Origin of the sequence: Pseudomonas sp. VE 267-6A, assembly GCF_024126555.1 — a bacterium.
Classification (GTDB): Bacteria; Pseudomonadota; Gammaproteobacteria; order Pseudomonadales; family Pseudomonadaceae; genus Aquipseudomonas; species Aquipseudomonas palmensis.
This window is the reverse complement of sequence record NZ_JAMYBY010000019.1, coordinates 93731-109715: the sequence shown is the minus strand read 5'-3', so window position 1 is coordinate 109715 and position 15985 is coordinate 93731. Positions and strand designations below refer to the sequence as shown.

Genomic DNA, 15985 nt, shown 5'->3' with positions numbered 1-15985 from the left:
CCGGCGCCGAAGCCATCGTGCAGACCGCCAGCGGCTGCGGCGCCTTCGTCAAGGAATACGCCTACCTGCTGCGCGACGACCCGGCTGGCACAACAGATTCACCCCTGGCGAAACACCAGCGCCTTCAGCCCGCCCACCGGATCACTGTCCGCAAACTCCGGTGGGTTGGCCAGACGCTCCACGAACACCAGCCCCGGCGCCTCGGCTGCCATCCCCTCGATCAGAAAGTCAGGCCCGATGGCCGGGTCGTTCACGCACGCCAGCACCGTGCCGCCTTCATTCAACAGCTCCGGCAGGCGGCGCAGGATCTTGCTGTAGTCCTGGGTCAGCACAAAGCTGCCCTTCTGGAACGTCGGCGGGTCGATGATGATCAGGTCATACGGCCCGCTCTTGCGCACCTTGCCCCATGACTTGAACAGCTCATGCCCCAGAAACCCCACCCGCCCCAGGTCATGCCCGTTGAGCCGATGGTTGTCGCGCCCGCGGCTCAGGGCCGAGCGCGCCATATCGAGGTTGATCACCTGCTCGGCCCCCCCGGCAATCGCTGCCACCGAAAACCCGCAGGTGTAGGCGAACAGGTTGAGCACCCGCTTGCCCGCCGCCTGCTCGCGCACCCAGCGCCGGCCATAGCGCATGTCCAGGAACAGCCCGGTGTTCTGCTTCAGGCCCAGGTCCAGCTGATAGCGCAGGCCATCCTCGTCGATCACCCGGTGCTCGCTCGGCTCGCCCAGCAACCACTGGCCGGGGCTGTCGGGCAGGTAGCGGTGCTGAATCAGGATCGCCTGCCCGGGCCAGCCAGGGCTGGCGGCCAGGGTGCGCAGCATCTGCTCCAGCGTGGCCAGTTGCCCTTCGGGCGGTTCGCGAAACAGCGAGACCAGCAGCACGCCCTGCAGCCAGTCCACGGTGATCTGTTCGAGCCCCGGCCAGCAGCGCCCGCGCCCATGGAACAGGCGCCGGGTTTCGGCAGGCGCAGGGTTCAGGGCACCGAGCAGGTGGGCGTGAAGGGTGGCAATCGGCATGGCAGGATTCACTGGGACAAAAAGGGCTATTTTAGCGGCAAGCTTCACGCAGCAAGCGACAAGTTTGCGCCGGGCGCCTGTTTACTTGTCGCTTGTGGCGTGCAGCTTGCCGCTCGCCCTCCACCACCAGCCCTGCTGCATGCCGGCAGCCGCCAGCAGAATCGCCGCCACCCCCAGCCATTGCAGCGCGCTCAAGCGATGGCCAAAGGCGAACCAGTCGACGAAGATCGCCGCAATCGGGTAGATGAACGACAGCGCCCCGGTCAACGCGGTCGGCAGTTTCTGGATGGCGCCATACAGCAGCACGTACATCAGGCCGGTGTGCACGATACCCAGCGTCACCAGGCTGGCCAGCGCCCCCGCAGTGCCCGGCAGGCCGCCGGTATTGGCAAAGGGCGCCAGCAACAGGATGCCGGTGCTCACCTGGATCAGCGCGATCAGGTGCGGCGGCGTGCCACTCAGGCGCTTGATGATCAGCGCGGCCACCGCGTACAGAAACGCCGCGCCCAGCGCCAGCGCGATGCCCAGCAGGTAATCCTCGCCACTGCCCTGTCCGCTGCCGTGGGCACTCACAATGGCCAGCATCCCGGCAAACGACACCCCCAGCCAGAACAGCTTGGGCACACTGAGCTTTTCACCCAGAAACACCGCCGCCAGCCCCACCAGCATGAACGGCTGCACGTTGTACACCGCCGTACCGATGGCAATCGAGGCCCGTGAATAGGAGCCGAACAGCAGCACCCAGTTGCCCACGATGGCCACCCCGCTGAGTACCGCCAGGGCAAAGCTGGCACGTGTGAGGATGCCCGGCCGCAGAAAACCCAGCACGGCGCACACCAGCAACAGCGTGCCGGCGCCGAACACGCAGCGCCAGAACACCACGTCCAGCACCGGTTGCCCCGACACCAGCACGAACCAGCCGATGGTGCCGGATATCAGCATCGCGGCGACCATTTCCAACGACCCACGGCGTATTGAATTGTCCATCTCTCACCTCCCAGACGATGGACAGATTATGCGAGCGAGAAGCCAGGGCACTCCATAGCAAAAACAAGGCTAGACTCAAGCCTTGCCTTTTTTATCAAGGCAATTTCATTGATCTGCCTGACGAGGATTGCATGACTGACGATATCGACCAGCTGTTGATAAAGGCGCTGATGGAAGACTCGCGGCGTTCGCTCAAGGCGCTGGCGCACCTGAGCGGGCTGTCGGCGCCCAGCGTCAGCGAGCGCCTGCGTCGCCTGGAAGAACGCGGCGTGCTCAAGGGCTACACGGTCGACATCGACCCGCGCAGCTTCGGGTACCAGTTGCAGGCCATCGTGCGCATTCGTCCGTTGCCGGGGCAGTTGCAGGAGGTGGAGCGCCAGATCATCGCCATCCCCGAGTTCACCGAGTGCGACAAGGTCACGGGTGACGACTGCTTCATCGCGCGCCTGCATGTACGCTCGATGGAGCAGCTCGACACCTTGCTCGACAAGCTCAACAGCCACGCCGAAACCAACACCGCCATCGTCAAGAAAAGCCCGGTGAAGCGACGGCTGCCGCCGATGGCATAAGCGCCATACTGGCGGGCGGCGCGGGATTCGCAGAGCAACGGCACGTTCCACACATATGCTAGCCTTGCGCCCCTCTCCCGCAAGGACGCACTGTCACCATGTTCGCTTTCCCAAGGCCCCTCTGCATGCTGGGCCTGGCGCTGGCCTTCACCAGCGCCCACGCCAGCGACCCGATCAACCTGTACCAGGGCACCCTCGGCGAGCGCAAGGTCGAGGTCGCCCTGCAATACACCTCGCAGTACGAGTACGTGCAAGGCTACCTGCTGGACACCGAGCACCACACCAGCCAGCCACTGGAAGTGACGCCCTACAGCAAGGACGTGCCACTGCTGATCAACATCATGGACAACCCGCGCATGCCCGCCGCAGCACTGCGGGTGCGCCCCTTCGTGTTCACGCACGATCGCGACTTCAGTGGCGAATGGATCGACCTGCGCACCCGGGAACGTGTGCCCTTCAGCCTCACGCGCCAGACCCGCTTCAGCGACGAGCAGCGCTCCAGCTGGCAAGGCGCGCTGCTGCAACAGCCGCAGAACCGCGGCAAGAGCTTCTATGTGCACGCCAGCAAGGCCGAGGGCGAATACACCGGCAAGGTCGATCGCATCACCATCATCGACCTCGCCAGCGGCAGCACACTGCAGGTGCTGGACAACCTGGCGCTGGCGTTCAACGGCACCCGCACCCTGACCTTCGCCGACTACAACGGTGACGGCATCATCGACTTCAGGGCCTCGCCCATCGGCCAGCGCGCCACCGGCGGCGCCAACCAGGAGCCGGACCAGTTCTACCTGTACCAGCCCACCAGCAATACCTACCAACGCCACACCGAACTCGAAGCGCTGGGCGACAAGGGCGCGCTCAAGTTCCCCGCCCCCGGCTGGGTAGCCCAGCGCCAGGGAAGCAACTACGACACCGGGACCAGCGACTGGCAGTACTACCACTTCGTCGACCCCAAGCAACTGGTGTGGCAACGCCACAGCGTGGAGCCTTTCTGATGCCGTTTCGTACCCTGTTCGCCTGCCTGCTGCTGTGCCTGAGCGCCAATGCCCTGGCCTACCATTCCGTGTACCAGGGCAAACTCGGCGGGTTGCCGGTGACGCTGGTGATCGAGCGCACCAACGACTACGTGACCGGTATCTACTACTACGAGCGCTACCACACGCCGATCCGGCTCAAGCCCACGCGCAACACCGATACCTACAACTTCGCCATGGACGAACTGGACAGCGGCGGCCTGCCCACCGCGCGCCTGCATTTCCAGAAAGCCGATTTCAGCAGCCGTGCCCAGCCGCTGCAAGGCACCTGGACCGCCTACGCCAGCGGCAAGCAGCTGCCCTTCACGCTCAAGCTGGTGGCCGACATCGGCCTGCAGACACCCTCGCCGGGCGCGGTACTGCCCCAGGCCGCGTCCACCGAACGCTTCTACTTCCAGTTGCCGATGGACATGGACTATGCCGCCCTCGAAACCATCCAGGTAATGGACAAGGCCACCGGCAAGCTGCAGCAGACGCTGGAGGTGAAGGTGCCGGGCTGTCGCAGCAAGGGTATCGACACCGTCCAGGTACGCCTTCAGGGTGGCGCCACCCAGGTGCTCATCCCTTCCAGCCCGTATTGCCTGGGCAAGACGTTCGAGTGGCGCGAGGCCAGCGCACGCTTCGAGGTGGTGAACTAGCCCTCAGCTCGGGCAGGCGAGGTCGCCGTTGTCCAGCCCCTGCTTGTAGTTGCGGCTCAGCAAGCTGGCCTTGCCGTCGTGCCAGGTCAGGGTCAGCACATACAGCGAGTCGAAATCCTCGCCGTCCCAGTCGTCGGTGATGGTGCGTTTTTCGCCCAGCGCCTTGCCGGCCACGGTGTTGATCAGCTCGGGCAGGTAGCCGTGTGACCACGCGGTGTAGACCGTGGCGTTGCGGTACTTGTCCTGCAGCAGCTCGTCGGCCAGGTCGCCGGTGTCGTTGGCGCCGAAGTCGATGTTCACCGGCAGGCCGAGCTTGATCGCGCTCGGGCTGATGGTCATCAGCGGACGGATATAGCTGTAGGCATTGTCGTTGCTGCCCTCCTCCACTTCGCGGCTGGGGTTGGCGGCAAACACGTAGTCGGCGGGGCCGAATTTTTCCGGGAGCAGAGTGGCCAGGTCCAGGGCGCGGTTGAGGCCCTGGCAGTTCAGTTGCCCGAGGCCTTCGCCGGGCTTTTCTGCATGGCGCAGGAAGACCAGGGTCTGGGTGCCGTCCACCGGCTGGGCTCGGCTTTCGAGCGCTTCGAAGGTCAGCAGGGTGGCGCCGACGACCAGCGGAACGGAAAACAGCGCAGGGCGATAACGCCGAAAAAAGGAGGGCAACTTCATGGCACGGGCTCTTTGCGACAAATAGGGTTGAGGCTGACCCGCCTGTGCCACCCCGCAGCCGAGGCTGCGGGGTGATCCCTGTCTGTCGTTCCATCCGTGGAAACGGGCGTGCTTGAGAGTGTCGCAAACCCGTTTGGTTCATCCGTGCCGGCTCTGCCTTGAGCCAGCGCCAGTCTGGCGCAGGGATGTTTCGCGATGATGACGCTCAGATCAGCTTGCGCCGGATCGCTTCTTCAACCGAACTGCGGCTCAGGTGCTCGATGATGGCATCGCCCGAATCGTTGAACGGCACCGCGAAGATCAACAGCAATTGCATCCAGGTGGTGATGGTTTCGCTCTTGCTGACCTTGCCGATGAGTTTGCCTTCACGGTCCTTGTACAGCGTCTCCAGGGTCAGGGTGTTGTCGAAGGTGGACGGGATGATGAACAGCGTCGCACCGGTCAGCGTCGCCGCCAGCACGTTGCCTTGCTCGTTGTTCCTGAGCGTGACGTAGGCGTACACGTCGGAGTCGACCTTCTCGCTGGTCACCCGTGTGAAGCGCTCGCTCTGTTCATAGCTCTGCACCAGGGTCTTTTCGAAACGCATCAGGTTGGCGTTGCTGGCACGCGGCTGGCCGTTGAACTCGTACAGTGTGTTGAAGCGCACATAGGCGGTCTTGTGCGCGGGCGCCGCATCGGCGGCAGGCAGCGGCGGCCAGGCTTCGACCACCGGCAACTGGTGCTGGGAGTAGCTTATGCAGCCGGTCAGGGCCGTGCTGAGGGCCAGCAACAGGGCCATTAGGCAATGACGCATGGTTGAATTCCTTTCAGTGAGTGGCCAATTGCGGGGCAGCCGTCGCGGTGTCGAGCAACCTGGTGATCAGCTGACGCAACTGCACGCCCCCCAGGCTGCCGTTGGCATAGTCGTTGTCGTAGAGGCCGACATTGTTGTCGAGCTTGACCTGCTCGGCGACGCGGGTGAGGCGCTTGCCGTCGCGGTCTTCGATCACCAGCTCGCCGGCCAGGTCGTACTTGTCGACATAGATCGGGCCGTTGAACCAGATCCAGAACGTCAGCGTCACCAACGCGCCGGGAACGTAACCGGGGTGCGTGGTGCGCTTGCCCTTGAGCGAGGTGATGGTGAACTTGAGCACTACATCCTGCTCGCCCAGGGTGGCGGGAAATTCCACCAGTTTGGTGAAGTACTCGCCGCGGTCGACGTAGTGGCTGATCTGTGCGGTGAGCTGGCGGCTGATGTTCAGGCGCACGTCATCCTTGAGGTCGGGCGCGGTGATGGCCACGTCGGCGATCTGGGCGCCCCGCTGTGCAGTGTTGTCGGCCACAGTGACCGGTTCGCCGATCGGGCCCACCGGTGTGAAGGAGTAGCAACCGGTAAGGCCGAGGCAGGCCAGGAAAAGAAAACAGAAAGTACGCAGCACGCAAAATGTCCTTGCTTCGGGTGAGAGACAGGCTGTTATCGGCATCAGGGCCAAAGACTGTAATGAGAATGACTCAGCCCTCAATCGTCGCGGGTGAGGACCTCGAGCAACTCGATCTCGAAGGTGAGGGTCGAATTCGGCGGGATGCTGCCTACGCTGCGCGCGTCGTAACCCAGGTGCGCCGGCACGATCAGCTTGCGCTTGCCGCCCACCTGCATGCCCATCAGGCCCTGGTCACAACATTTTAGTAAAACACACCCATGTAACCAAACAGAACCCCGCACTAGGCGGGGCTCTTTGGTGGCTGAATCAGTCATCAGGATCTTCGTCTTCCCACATTGGCTCATCGCGCTGGGCAGGCTTGTAGCCCCACTCATCCCAGTTGTCTGGGTCATCATACGGATCGTTATCGCTCATGAAATAATCCCTCAGTTACAGAAAAGGAAGCGTAAAACACCGTACTACTGCTCACTACTTTACAGATATCACCCGGCATGGTCATCTCAAATGAATGCTTATCACAACAGCTAATCCTTGACAGGATAGCTCACAATTGCTTGCGCATCAGACATCGTTAACATTTGATCCCCAGTCAAACCGGTATTAGGGAAACCGGAGTACGGAAAATGGCCAGACGACAAATCCACAAAAAGCCTATCATCAGTGATTTCTATCTTCGTCGCCCCTGACGGGTAGATACCCTTCCCTTTTTCGGTTACAGAGAATGCCAGCGGGAAGAATGACAAAACACTGATAGTGCAAATGTTGCCTTGATTTTTGAATGCAAACATCTTGGCACTCAAATGATGTCGATGCGGATAGAACCAACAATACATATCGTGCGTTTTAGCAATCGCAGAATCATCCCCCATCACAAACTTCTGCAGCGGTGTGAAGTATGGGGTTTCCACAGGTGCTTTCTCGCACTCCTTAACCGATGTAGCGGAGAGAATGTGACCAATCATTGCCCGGCAAAACCGTATAGCCTCAACTGGTACAGTAACGTAATTGAACGGATTCCTCGCATACAGAAAGTGCTCAGTTACAAGTTTCGTTAGACCCTTGTAAACCTTGGCCACCTCATCATCATTGCGCCCAAGATGTCGACTATTACAATCCTTGCAAATTGTTTTGAATTTACTACCATTTGGAGACCTGATACCTTTAACTGGGACTGGATCGACGCCCATAACCTCAGTCAAATGCACTTGCTCAACTTTGGTGATCGAAATACTGCCTTTTGGTGGCACATGATCCAAACTGAGTCGCCCATAACTACCACAAATCAAGCAGTACCCTTTGGAAATCTCAGCATGCTGTCGCCGCTCAGTTAAACGCTGTGTGTACTCACCCATTACACACCCTCATGCTTATCGTTCAATTGATCACGCAAAGACGCAATCAGACGCCCCAAACCCTCAGCATTAACATCCAGTGACTGCAAGGCGACTAACACATTGTCATGAACCTGCGTTGAACCTCGCTGACTAACCCAAAGAGACAATTCCTCAATGGCTGCACGGATGGCTGTCTGATTCATCAGCAACAGTTCAATCGCGTCAGCAGTGATGAATCGTTCATCAGTCATTTACATGCTTCCTTTCAGTCGGTTGGAGCAGCGTAGCTCAAAAACGCTAACCCGCTCACCACTGTGCAGATGGCAACCCACCTGAGCACGGCAGCCCCCTACTGCCAACACACTAATCCGCTTAACCATTTGGTGCTACATACCGCCTGCCAACGTGTATGACATCATTGCGTGCAAGCCATGAAAAAGCTCTGAAGTATCCCTAAGAATGATCAGAATTTCTTTAGCACTGGTGTCATTGTGAGTAAATGAATCAACCACCTCATAATCGTCGTTGACCATCATTAGTGCTTTCACAGGTGGCCCACCATTTTGCATCCGCTCTATGACCTTGCTAGCTTCTTCCCTCTGCATTGTGGACTTTTTAACATCAAGGTCTGCATCTTTCGTTATTGGATATCGGAAATACGTGCTTGATGAGTCAGTTGCTTCGATTGCTTCTATCCATCCATCAAGCTCAGGTGGCAATACCCAATCGGTACGGGGGACTTTAGCAAGTGCCTCTGCTTCTTGATCTAAGAGGGCGCGTAGTTCAGCGTACAAAGGACCAAGCCCATGGACGTTGTAGAGTGGTTTGCGCTTCTTGCCTACCATAACACTAGGTTCGTCGGACGCGGGATCATCTCCATAGGGAATGGCGAACTTGCGGTGGAGTGTAATTATCGCCGATTTAAGATAAAGTTCGATGGCGTGGCGGTAGAGGAAGCTTACAGGCAGATTCGAATTGAAATGCAGTGTCTTGTCTGGATCATTGAGAGAGTCAGCAGCGTCCTTAAACGAATCAGCTACCGCACCAAACCCGGAGTCGTAATGCTGGTCAAGCGGCAAGAATAGGTACAGCATTCTTGATCTCCCTAGAGTACGCAGTCATGAGTAACGTCATGGTAGCATTTCACCACCCCACTCAAATCAGGAATTCGATTCGTGATTGAGCCTGAGATTGTCCCTAGTGAAAATCCCTGAGGGTTAGCCAGCGTGTTTGACGCCCGGCGATCTGAGAGCGGGTATGTAGCCAAACTCCTCAGAAATCCGTACAGCACAAACAAAGAAGCCCCGCCATAGCTCCACAGAGGACCATAGCGAGACTTTCGATGTGCTGTCTACCCTACCCCACAAGGTAAGGCCGTAAAGCTCTGTATGAGGCTAGTTTTAAATGGTTGCTTTCATGTCTTTCTGTACCCGCTGAACGGTGCTAAGTGCACAGTCAACAAGGGCTGCTGTCTTGCGTAGGCTCATACCGCTTTTCAGTGCTGTGCGGATACGCTCATGCAAGGATTCATCTGTCTTACGACCTTTGTACACACCGTTAGCCTTTGCAGCGGTGATGCCTTCAGCTTGACGACGGCGACGGTCTTCATAGTCCTTACGTGCAACCACTGCCAGCATGTCGAGCAGCATGCCGTTGACGGCCTTAATCATGCCCTTGGTGAAGTCGTCAGTAGCATTCGATTTGGCCAAAACAGTGTGGCTGGTCGGTAGGTCCAAGCTAACGACGGTTACACCCTTGTCCTTGATGCGGGTCTTCATCGCTTCCCAGTCATCAGCTTGCAGACGGGAAAGACGGTCTACGCCTTCAATCAGCAGCACGTCACCTTCATGGCTGTCATCAATCAGGTGATTGAGTTGGTCACGCTCCAGCTTTGCACCAGACACGTTCTCAACGTAGAACGCAGCAACCTTGTGACCGTGAGAAGCAGCAAACTCAATCAGAGCAGCACGAGCACGGTTAGCATCTTGGTCGGTGGTCGAAGCTCGAAGGTAACCGCGAATGAACATGTTGAATCCGCCCTGTATCGTTTTGGATGCACCGACTATAAGTGTACCGCTTGAGGTGGTCAAACACTACTTATCGGTACATTTATCGGTACATTACAGGGCTGCTTTCGCGTACTGCCTGATGTATACCCAAATGGATGCAGCCACCCCAGCATTCACTAGAACGGTGATCGGTGCTAGCTTCTTGCCTTCACACTCACTGACAGGCAAGGGAATGGACTCATGCGCTTTTTGATTGCAGCCGCTTCTATAGCAGCAGTATTGGGCGGCTGTGCTGCACCACCAACCATCAGCGAAGCTACACCAACCCCAGCTAATCGGCTTCTTGCACTGCAAGCTGAGGATCAGAACAAAGACGGCACAATCACGGTTATTCGTGAGGGTGCTGCACAAGCCGGTCATTGCTTCTTTGGCGTCTACATTGACGGACAGCTTGTTGCAAGGCTCGACAACAACGAGAAGGCCAGCTTCTACGTTAAGCCGGGTAGAAGACTTGTCGGTGTTGGTTCCGACCCTCAAGGTGCTGGGCCATGCTCTGGCAATAGCAGCTACCGGCGTGAGGTAGCGACATGGATTCAAGTTGGCGAACGCCACACGTTCAGGATTGCATTTCAACCCATGCTCGACGTACGCCCGTCATCGTATTGACTTCGATGCATTGCCGAATGTCTCCGCTAGGCACCTTACACACGCATACAAACAGGAAACTCAAAAATGGATTTGAAGGACTTCATTGCCAACAGCCTTACTCAGATTGCTGAAGGCATTCTACAGGCCAGCGAAGCGTTGGCGAACACTGACGCTGAAGTGAATCCAACAAAGATTGAGACGTACTCAAACAGCGCCCAGGGGTTCGCTCGCACTCTCAAGCCGGAGGATGACAGAACAATCTCACGAACGCGTCTTGTCGAGCGGGTAAGTTTCGATGTGGCAGTAAGCACAGAAGGCGAGACGAAAGGAAACGCAGGCTTGAAGGTGGGCATTGCATCTTTTGGCCTCAACACGGGCGGGGAACTTAAGGACAAAACAGGGCAAGCATCGCGGATTCAATTTGCCATCCCGATGGTGTTTCCATCCAAACGCAATGACGCCTAACATCATCCTGCCGAAGCCGCTTCTGACTGACCTTAGTTAGGGGCGGCACATCATCTAGCATCTCATCTCGTGCGCTCTGTAAGCTTTTGATGCCTACCCGCTACATCGACATCAAATGATGCGAAAAACGTCAGGAAGACGCCTTGCAGGCTGCATGCGGGCTATCTGTGAACGCTCTGTGAACAATACTCTGGAATAGCTCATCACATCACATGATTTGAGGGATTTCGTCATGTGTGCTTAACCAAGCACGACACTAACAGCAATGATAATCAGGGTTCCAGCATGATTGCATGGTTGAACCTTGCTGGTCCCTTCCCTGTTTCGCTTCCTGATAAATCAACCTCACCGTTGGCGGTGGAGAATGTTATCGTCCGTCTACGGACAAGATTGTCATGCTGGCAAGAACGTCAACCTTACGGTTTCCTTGCGGTCATCTCTGTATGACCATAAGGATCATCTGGCGTAAGTGATAACCCATACAGTACTAATGATCGCAGTGAGCACGAGTAGTGCGAATGCTTTTAGGAGGGAGTCAGACAGACGACCAAGCTTTTGATCTTGATCTTCTTGAATTACCTACCCTGTCATGACAATGAAAGTAATTACCTTCTTCAAGAAGATACTATTCTCTTTACTACGTAAAGAATACTAACATCTCTTTGTTTTGTTCGAGCTTACTGCTCTCTCCTTCCTTACATTTTCTTAAAGAGAATGTACTCAAAGCTTACGCTTTGTAAGTAACCTATTCTTTTAAATAACAAGCTTTTAAAGCTTCTACCCACCTCGCTCCGCTCGGCGGGATAAGCCCTAGTCTACATTACGGATGGCCATTTTGTCAATACCAATGAGAAGTATTTTCATTCATGCCTGCTCACGCACGCGAGAGGCAGGCCATCCGGTGATGCTTGCGAGCAAATCTGGTGAGCGTTCTCCGAACTCTTTGTGTGCAGCCGTTTACGGCATATCCGAGGCGGTATTTCCGACCACCCCTCAGAGCTTCATTTAAGCGATTTGAGAGGAGTATTGCTCTACCCTATGGGTCAGTGCTAGATCACGCTGTAATCGCTTAGGAAACGCATACAGGCGCATCCACACATGACTTCCATACTTATCTTGATCAGCTTGTGAGGTTGTAGCCATTCTCATCAAACGACAGACGAAGAAAAGCCCCGACCACCACCAGCTCATCGCCAGTTAAATGATCGGGGCTTTCCCTGATAGTTCAGCAAGACACATCATCAAGCCTTCATCAATGTGGGTTCAGACGTTTACGTCAATCCCATCCGGTTACAACGCCAACGCGGTGATAGGTGTTTCACTGCTTTGAGAAACGCTTTACTCACTCGCACCAAGTGATTGACATGCACATTATCATGCTCGGAACACAGCTCCATCCACTTACCGTAGATGACAGGGCATACGATCATGATATGCCATTGAACACCTCTGTAACGATGATCAATGATCAATCGCTGAGTGGCATCAACACCGGTAAAACCATTCATGATTGTGTTTGTCGGCCAGTGGATCACAAGGACATTCATGCTTGTTGCTCAAGACTAAACACCGCTGGCTGACACAGGGGCTGTGCCGGGTGCTCTGGGAATCCATCGGGTACGACAAGCTCACCAAAGCATTCCGCTGATTCTTTCTCAGCTAGTGCACGACGCTTGATTGCTGCGTCCTCAGCTTTACGACGTTCTTTCTCTTCAGCTGCTTCGATCAATTGATTGGTGAGTGCGGTTCTGTAGGTTTCCAATTGAGATTGTAGGTGTTGAACATATTCAGCTTTAACAACATCCTTTAACTCTTCTTTCTCACTTGCTTGCATGGCAAGCGGCTTGACCATCTGCACGCTGTGAGAGAGCTGGGCATGATTGATTGGCCAACGACGATCTAGTGTGTAGCCGCTGGCTACTTTCTCACTCACCAAGCTCAACCATTCGTGTTCCAAGGCGTGAGACACCAGTTCAGTACAGACACTGGTGTTATCGTATGCATGTAGCCGAACACGAAGACGCTTGTTGAATTCAGCATCATCCCATGCTGGTGGCGTACCTTTGATGACAGTAGTGGACAGCTTGCTTGATTGTTTGTTACTCATTGGTTTTGCTCCTTACGCTTACGCATGTGTTTGAGAATGGTGTTAACGAGATTGAGGCGGTATTGCTCTGCATTCACAGAACATTGCTCAGATTGGTGTTTTGCGAACTCTGGTGAATCTACTGATGAGAACTCTGGTGAGCTTGCGAACACCGTGATGGCTTGTTCACGTTGCTTACGCTGCTCTACAGCACGCCGGATGCCCCGTACAAATGCATTGTCATTGCTCATACGGCACGCTCGCCAGCTGTAGAGATGGCATTGATCATTGCTGAGCTGAAGCTATGACGCGTTGCAATCACATCGATAACATCCAGTGCGCGACGATATTCTTGCTTATCGCCTGACATAGCTGACTGCTGTTTTACCTTCAGGCATTGCTTGATTTGTTCAATTGCATGCAAGTGCTCTTGCTTGAACATTCGCTTTGCATCATTTTTCATAAATACTAGCTCCTATGCTAAGTGTAAAGAGTGGCAATCAGCCAAATGATAATGGACAACACGGCTAAGCACTCAACCATGTTCGCGTTGCAGAAGTGATTGAACGCGCTTGTCTACGGCAATGCCTGTAGATACAAGTTTGTTGTAAACATTGAGTGGTAATCTCACTTTGAATACTACGGTGTTCTCTTTCCGCTGCCGGTAAAGCTTGGTACGGCATCTACCAGTACAAGTGATTGAGTCTTGCCGCTTGTTGATCAACGGCGAATTGCAAACAGCACAAGCCCTTGGCTGTACATGAACAGTCATATTGAACATCTCCAGTGATAAGAAATGAATACATGTCGAACAAACGACAATAGAAGATTGCGTAACAATGCTGTTACAGCTGTTTTAGAAGGCAAAAAGAAAGCCCACCATCACCCGGGAAGGAAAGAACCGGATGACAGTAGGCTATCTCAAGGGAGGGATGTAGCCGAAGCTACGTAGCCAACACACATGCAATGGGAACCAAGCATCACAAATGTATTGACTTAGGCTACGATGAATAGCCTTTTCAGTTGCAAGGAGGGACAACTGAATGAGTTGAATAGCAATGGGAGCGAAGCTCAACCAAGTAGCTCAAGAGTAATTCCATTAACTAGATCAAGAACTAAGTGCTTCATCCAACTTATACGCACATTATAGCGAATGATTCGCATTTAGTCAATACGTTACAACTGTTTCACGTGATTTATTTCACTCTCCTTCCACGTCGTTAGCCACCAACTTCATTGATACAATTTCAGCTGAACGATTGGCCAAGTAGTTTGCTTTGTCACTATGGTCAAATGCAGTCGGTAATTGTGGAATGACAGGTGAAATAACAAACTCGTGACCACTTTCAGAAACGCGGTAGCCTAATGTCTGATTTCCTTTCCTCACTGTACCAACATAAATGATTGGCACATCATCACCAGCAACAAAGAGCTTACGCTCCGGCTGTACAGTGATTGAATACCCTGCTTGTCTTAGCAAAGCACTGAGCTGTACAGGATCGTCTTTGAACATTCGATCATGTTCAACTGCTGAATCATGCCTGATATGCAATGTTTGCTTTCTAGCAGGCTGTTCAACCACACGATCAAGGATGCTAAGTTCTTCATCAATCGCTTTTCGGCGTGCATTAGCTGAGTCTAGCTCTGCTTCAATCTCTGGTGAGTCGATCTTAGCCAACACCTTTGCAAGTCGTGCAGAGGAGGCGGTAAGTTCGTCCCTTTCACTTGTCAGTTCAAGCTTACGCTGATCATTGGCTGATAGCCGTATGGTTTGCAAAGCCTTACCAATGGACAAATGTGCGGTACACGAATATAGGTACACCACCACTTGGTAAGGTATGGTTTCAGCCAGTGTACAACCTGCCGCTTTCAATCGGTGGTGAGTGCCACAACGCATGTTATTGGGTTGTCCATCTTTGTGATGGATGATGTAATTGCCACCACATACACCACACTTCACCAACCCTACAAGGAAGTGCTTTGATGTTCGTTCTCTTGGCTTGGTGGTAGCAGCTTTCTTTCTCTGCTGAGCGAGCATGAACAGTTCATCACTGACAACTGGCTCGTACACCTTCACATCGTTCCAATACCCAATAGCCGCTTTGTTCCTTAACCATCCCTCAATGGTTGGACCACTGCATGTCTTAAGCTCATCTACACCAGATGCACGCAAGCGATTGGCAATGGCTGTCTTACCCACACCAGACACGTACAACTCAAAGGCTTGGCGAACATGCATGGCAATGTATTCAATCACCACCCCATCGCTTGTGAGCCATACAGGCGTATGACGCTTCACCTTGCCTGTAGCCCTCGCTTGCTCACGGCGTATAACGTAGCTGGCCTTGGTGCGCTCGCTCAGTTGCTTTGAATACCCGTGTGCGGCTTGAATCTTAGCAACGAGCAAGAAGAGGTGACCACCTTCTACGCTCGCACTGTTGTACGTCACATTGTCGTCCAAGGTGATGATGCTTACACCCGCTTCAATGATCGGGCTAATCACTTCTCTCAGCATTCGCATAGGGGATAGACGCCCTGCCCTGTCGATTGCTTCGACAAGTACACAGTCACCAGTCTTAATCAATCCAGCCTCTACTGCTGCAAGGAGCTTTGCGAACCCCCCTTCATCGTGCAGATGCTCACCGTGGTAACCAGATTTACCAAGGTCGGCAAAGGTGAGGTCTGATAGCGTGTACTCAGGATGGGCATTGAGCCACCGGATCACCATCTGCTGCTGACGTTCGGTGCTGCTGCCCCCTGTCTGGCGGGCTGATGAGAAGCGAATGTACGGGATGGCACAGGGTCTGTGCTGGGTGGCACTGTCATGCTTGGCGGCTGGCATGCTTCTGCTCCTGCTGCTAACCAAAACAGGCAGGATACACGGCAGTGTCATTTACTGCATAGCTGGTCCCAGCCCTTGATCACGCGGCCGGTGCCGATCACGCACTGGAACGGCTTGCCGCGTTGGTGGGAGGAATCGAATACGCTGCCATCGTCCAGCCAGCCGGTGTACTGGGTGGTGATCAGCGCCCCCTTGACGGCCGCCTTGCCGTCGCCCAACTGGAGGTCGATGATTTGAAGTTCGTTGCTCATGGGTGATCTCTGACGG

At 54.9% G+C, this 15985-nt stretch carries 18 protein-coding genes and 3 pseudogenes; 6 read left to right on the top strand and 15 right to left on the bottom strand.

Annotation, left to right across the window (positions count from 1 at the left end):
• A pseudogene (locus NJH59_RS21140) lies at positions 1 to 83 on the top strand (hypothetical protein); the annotation flags it as partial.
• Between the two features lie 15 nt (positions 84 to 98).
• On the opposite strand, the gene NJH59_RS21135 reads toward NJH59_RS21140, so the two are convergent.
• Together NJH59_RS21135 and NJH59_RS21130 are read right to left on the bottom strand one after the other, a co-directional pair.
• On the bottom strand, positions 99 to 1019 hold the full coding sequence (locus NJH59_RS21135; RefSeq protein ID WP_102063796.1) for a class I SAM-dependent methyltransferase: 921 nt from the start codon (positions 1017 to 1019) through the stop codon (positions 99 to 101).
• 81 nt (positions 1020 to 1100) lie between these two features.
• Positions 1101 to 2006 carry a DMT family transporter gene (locus NJH59_RS21130; RefSeq protein ID WP_054915609.1) on the bottom strand — a complete coding sequence of 302 codons (906 nt, stop codon included), beginning with the start codon at positions 2004 to 2006 and terminating at the stop codon, positions 1101 to 1103.
• A gap of 131 nt (positions 2007 to 2137) precedes the next feature.
• Here NJH59_RS21130 and NJH59_RS21125 point away from each other — a divergent pair, with 131 nt between their 5' ends.
• The 3 genes from NJH59_RS21125 to NJH59_RS21115 all read left to right on the top strand — a co-directional run bounded on the left by NJH59_RS21125 (position 2138) and on the right by NJH59_RS21115 (position 4247).
• Positions 2138 to 2575, top strand: a complete 438-nt coding sequence (locus NJH59_RS21125) for an Lrp/AsnC family transcriptional regulator (protein WP_043861856.1) — start codon at positions 2138 to 2140, stop codon at positions 2573 to 2575.
• Positions 2576 to 2673: 98 nt separating this feature from the next.
• Positions 2674 to 3570 (top strand): hypothetical protein, encoded by an 897-nt coding sequence (locus NJH59_RS21120; protein ID WP_153002519.1) that lies wholly within the window; start codon positions 2674 to 2676, stop codon positions 3568 to 3570.
• A complete protein-coding gene (locus NJH59_RS21115) occupies positions 3570 to 4247 on the top strand; it encodes a hypothetical protein (RefSeq protein WP_043861855.1) in 678 nt (225 codons plus the stop codon). Before NJH59_RS21120 ends, NJH59_RS21115 begins: the two co-directional genes overlap by 1 nt.
• Before the next feature lie 3 nt (positions 4248 to 4250).
• Here the strand turns inward: NJH59_RS21115 and NJH59_RS21110 are convergent, their stop codons facing one another.
• From NJH59_RS21110 to NJH59_RS21075, 8 genes and pseudogenes are all read right to left on the bottom strand, one after another.
• A complete protein-coding gene (locus tag NJH59_RS21110) occupies positions 4251 to 4913 on the bottom strand; it encodes a hypothetical protein (RefSeq protein WP_058542044.1) in 663 nt (220 codons plus the stop codon).
• Between the two features lie 205 nt (positions 4914 to 5118).
• Positions 5119 to 5706, bottom strand: a complete 588-nt coding sequence (locus NJH59_RS21105; protein ID WP_043861853.1) for a hypothetical protein — start codon at positions 5704 to 5706, stop codon at positions 5119 to 5121.
• 13 nt (positions 5707 to 5719) lie between these two features.
• Entirely contained in the window at positions 5720 to 6328 is a 609-nt protein-coding gene (locus NJH59_RS21100) for a hypothetical protein (protein ID WP_253087266.1), read from the bottom strand.
• Positions 6329 to 6411: 83 nt separating this feature from the next.
• Positions 6412 to 6567 (bottom strand): annotated as a pseudogene (locus NJH59_RS21095) (FKBP-type peptidyl-prolyl cis-trans isomerase); the annotation flags it as partial.
• Between the two features lie 291 nt (positions 6568 to 6858).
• Entirely contained in the window at positions 6859 to 7686 is an 828-nt protein-coding gene (locus tag NJH59_RS21090) for a metal-binding protein (protein WP_253087265.1), read from the bottom strand.
• Positions 7686 to 7919, bottom strand: a complete 234-nt coding sequence (locus NJH59_RS21085) for a hypothetical protein (RefSeq protein ID WP_253087264.1) — start codon at positions 7917 to 7919, stop codon at positions 7686 to 7688. Before NJH59_RS21085 ends, NJH59_RS21090 begins: the two co-directional genes overlap by 1 nt.
• A 135-nt stretch (positions 7920 to 8054) precedes the next feature.
• The gene (locus NJH59_RS21080; RefSeq protein WP_253087263.1) at positions 8055 to 8762 is read right to left on the bottom strand and encodes a hypothetical protein; all 708 of its coding nucleotides are present in this window, start codon (positions 8760 to 8762) and stop codon (positions 8055 to 8057) included.
• Between the two features lie 306 nt (positions 8763 to 9068).
• The gene (locus tag NJH59_RS21075; protein WP_253087262.1) at positions 9069 to 9695 is read right to left on the bottom strand and encodes a recombinase family protein; all 627 of its coding nucleotides are present in this window, start codon (positions 9693 to 9695) and stop codon (positions 9069 to 9071) included.
• Between the two features lie 222 nt (positions 9696 to 9917).
• Between NJH59_RS21075 and NJH59_RS21070 the strand changes: the two genes are divergently transcribed.
• Positions 9918 to 10343 carry a 3-isopropylmalate dehydratase gene (locus NJH59_RS21070; RefSeq protein ID WP_253087261.1) on the top strand — a complete coding sequence of 142 codons (426 nt, stop codon included), beginning with the start codon at positions 9918 to 9920 and terminating at the stop codon, positions 10341 to 10343.
• Positions 10344 to 10409: 66 nt separating this feature from the next.
• Positions 10410 to 10790: a hypothetical protein gene (locus tag NJH59_RS21065; protein ID WP_253087260.1), complete on the top strand. Its 381-nt coding sequence runs from the start codon at positions 10410 to 10412 to the stop codon at positions 10788 to 10790.
• 1543 nt (positions 10791 to 12333) lie between these two features.
• On the opposite strand, the gene NJH59_RS21060 is transcribed toward NJH59_RS21065, so the two are convergent.
• The 5 genes and pseudogenes from NJH59_RS21060 to NJH59_RS21040 form a co-directional block, all read right to left on the bottom strand.
• On the bottom strand, positions 12334 to 12897 hold the full coding sequence (locus NJH59_RS21060; protein ID WP_253087259.1) for a BREX-1 system adenine-specific DNA-methyltransferase PglX: 564 nt from the start codon (positions 12895 to 12897) through the stop codon (positions 12334 to 12336).
• Complete coding sequence (locus tag NJH59_RS21055; protein ID WP_253087258.1) at positions 12894 to 13127, bottom strand: hypothetical protein; 234 nt, start codon at positions 13125 to 13127, stop codon at positions 12894 to 12896. The genes NJH59_RS21060 and NJH59_RS21055 overlap by 4 nt, the downstream gene beginning before the upstream one ends.
• Complete coding sequence (locus NJH59_RS21050) at positions 13124 to 13339, bottom strand: hypothetical protein (RefSeq protein ID WP_253087257.1); 216 nt, start codon at positions 13337 to 13339, stop codon at positions 13124 to 13126. The genes NJH59_RS21055 and NJH59_RS21050 overlap by 4 nt, the downstream gene beginning before the upstream one ends.
• 738 nt (positions 13340 to 14077) lie before the next feature.
• A complete protein-coding gene (locus tag NJH59_RS21045; protein ID WP_253087256.1) occupies positions 14078 to 15718 on the bottom strand; it encodes a recombinase family protein in 1641 nt (546 codons plus the stop codon).
• Positions 15719 to 15780: 62 nt separating this feature from the next.
• Positions 15781 to 15969: pseudogene (locus NJH59_RS21040) on the bottom strand (FKBP-type peptidyl-prolyl cis-trans isomerase); the annotation flags it as partial.
• Positions 15970 to 15985 lie beyond the last annotated feature (16 nt).

Coding starts and splice junctions, on each gene's coding strand:
- NJH59_RS21135 (WP_102063796.1), bottom strand. CDS start 1,019: ATGCCGATTGCCACCCTTCACGCCCACCTGCTCGGTGCCCTGAACCCT.
- NJH59_RS21130 (WP_054915609.1), bottom strand. CDS start 2,006: ATGGACAATTCAATACGCCGTGGGTCGTTGGAAATGGTCGCCGCGATG.
- NJH59_RS21125 (WP_043861856.1), top strand. CDS start 2,138: ATGACTGACGATATCGACCAGCTGTTGATAAAGGCGCTGATGGAAGAC.
- NJH59_RS21120 (WP_153002519.1), top strand. CDS start 2,674: ATGTTCGCTTTCCCAAGGCCCCTCTGCATGCTGGGCCTGGCGCTGGCC.
- NJH59_RS21115 (WP_043861855.1), top strand. CDS start 3,570: ATGCCGTTTCGTACCCTGTTCGCCTGCCTGCTGCTGTGCCTGAGCGCC.
- NJH59_RS21110 (WP_058542044.1), bottom strand. CDS start 4,913: ATGAAGTTGCCCTCCTTTTTTCGGCGTTATCGCCCTGCGCTGTTTTCC.
- NJH59_RS21105 (WP_043861853.1), bottom strand. CDS start 5,706: ATGCGTCATTGCCTAATGGCCCTGTTGCTGGCCCTCAGCACGGCCCTG.
- NJH59_RS21090 (WP_253087265.1), bottom strand. CDS start 7,686: ATGGGTGAGTACACACAGCGTTTAACTGAGCGGCGACAGCATGCTGAG.
- NJH59_RS21085 (WP_253087264.1), bottom strand. CDS start 7,919: ATGACTGATGAACGATTCATCACTGCTGACGCGATTGAACTGTTGCTG.
- NJH59_RS21080 (WP_253087263.1), bottom strand. CDS start 8,762: ATGCTGTACCTATTCTTGCCGCTTGACCAGCATTACGACTCCGGGTTT.
- NJH59_RS21075 (WP_253087262.1), bottom strand. CDS start 9,695: ATGTTCATTCGCGGTTACCTTCGAGCTTCGACCACCGACCAAGATGCT.
- NJH59_RS21070 (WP_253087261.1), top strand. CDS start 9,918: ATGCGCTTTTTGATTGCAGCCGCTTCTATAGCAGCAGTATTGGGCGGC.
- NJH59_RS21065 (WP_253087260.1), top strand. CDS start 10,410: ATGGATTTGAAGGACTTCATTGCCAACAGCCTTACTCAGATTGCTGAA.
- NJH59_RS21060 (WP_253087259.1), bottom strand. CDS start 12,897: ATGAGTAACAAACAATCAAGCAAGCTGTCCACTACTGTCATCAAAGGT.
- NJH59_RS21055 (WP_253087258.1), bottom strand. CDS start 13,127: ATGAGCAATGACAATGCATTTGTACGGGGCATCCGGCGTGCTGTAGAG.
- NJH59_RS21050 (WP_253087257.1), bottom strand. CDS start 13,339: ATGAAAAATGATGCAAAGCGAATGTTCAAGCAAGAGCACTTGCATGCA.
- NJH59_RS21045 (WP_253087256.1), bottom strand. CDS start 15,718: ATGCCAGCCGCCAAGCATGACAGTGCCACCCAGCACAGACCCTGTGCC.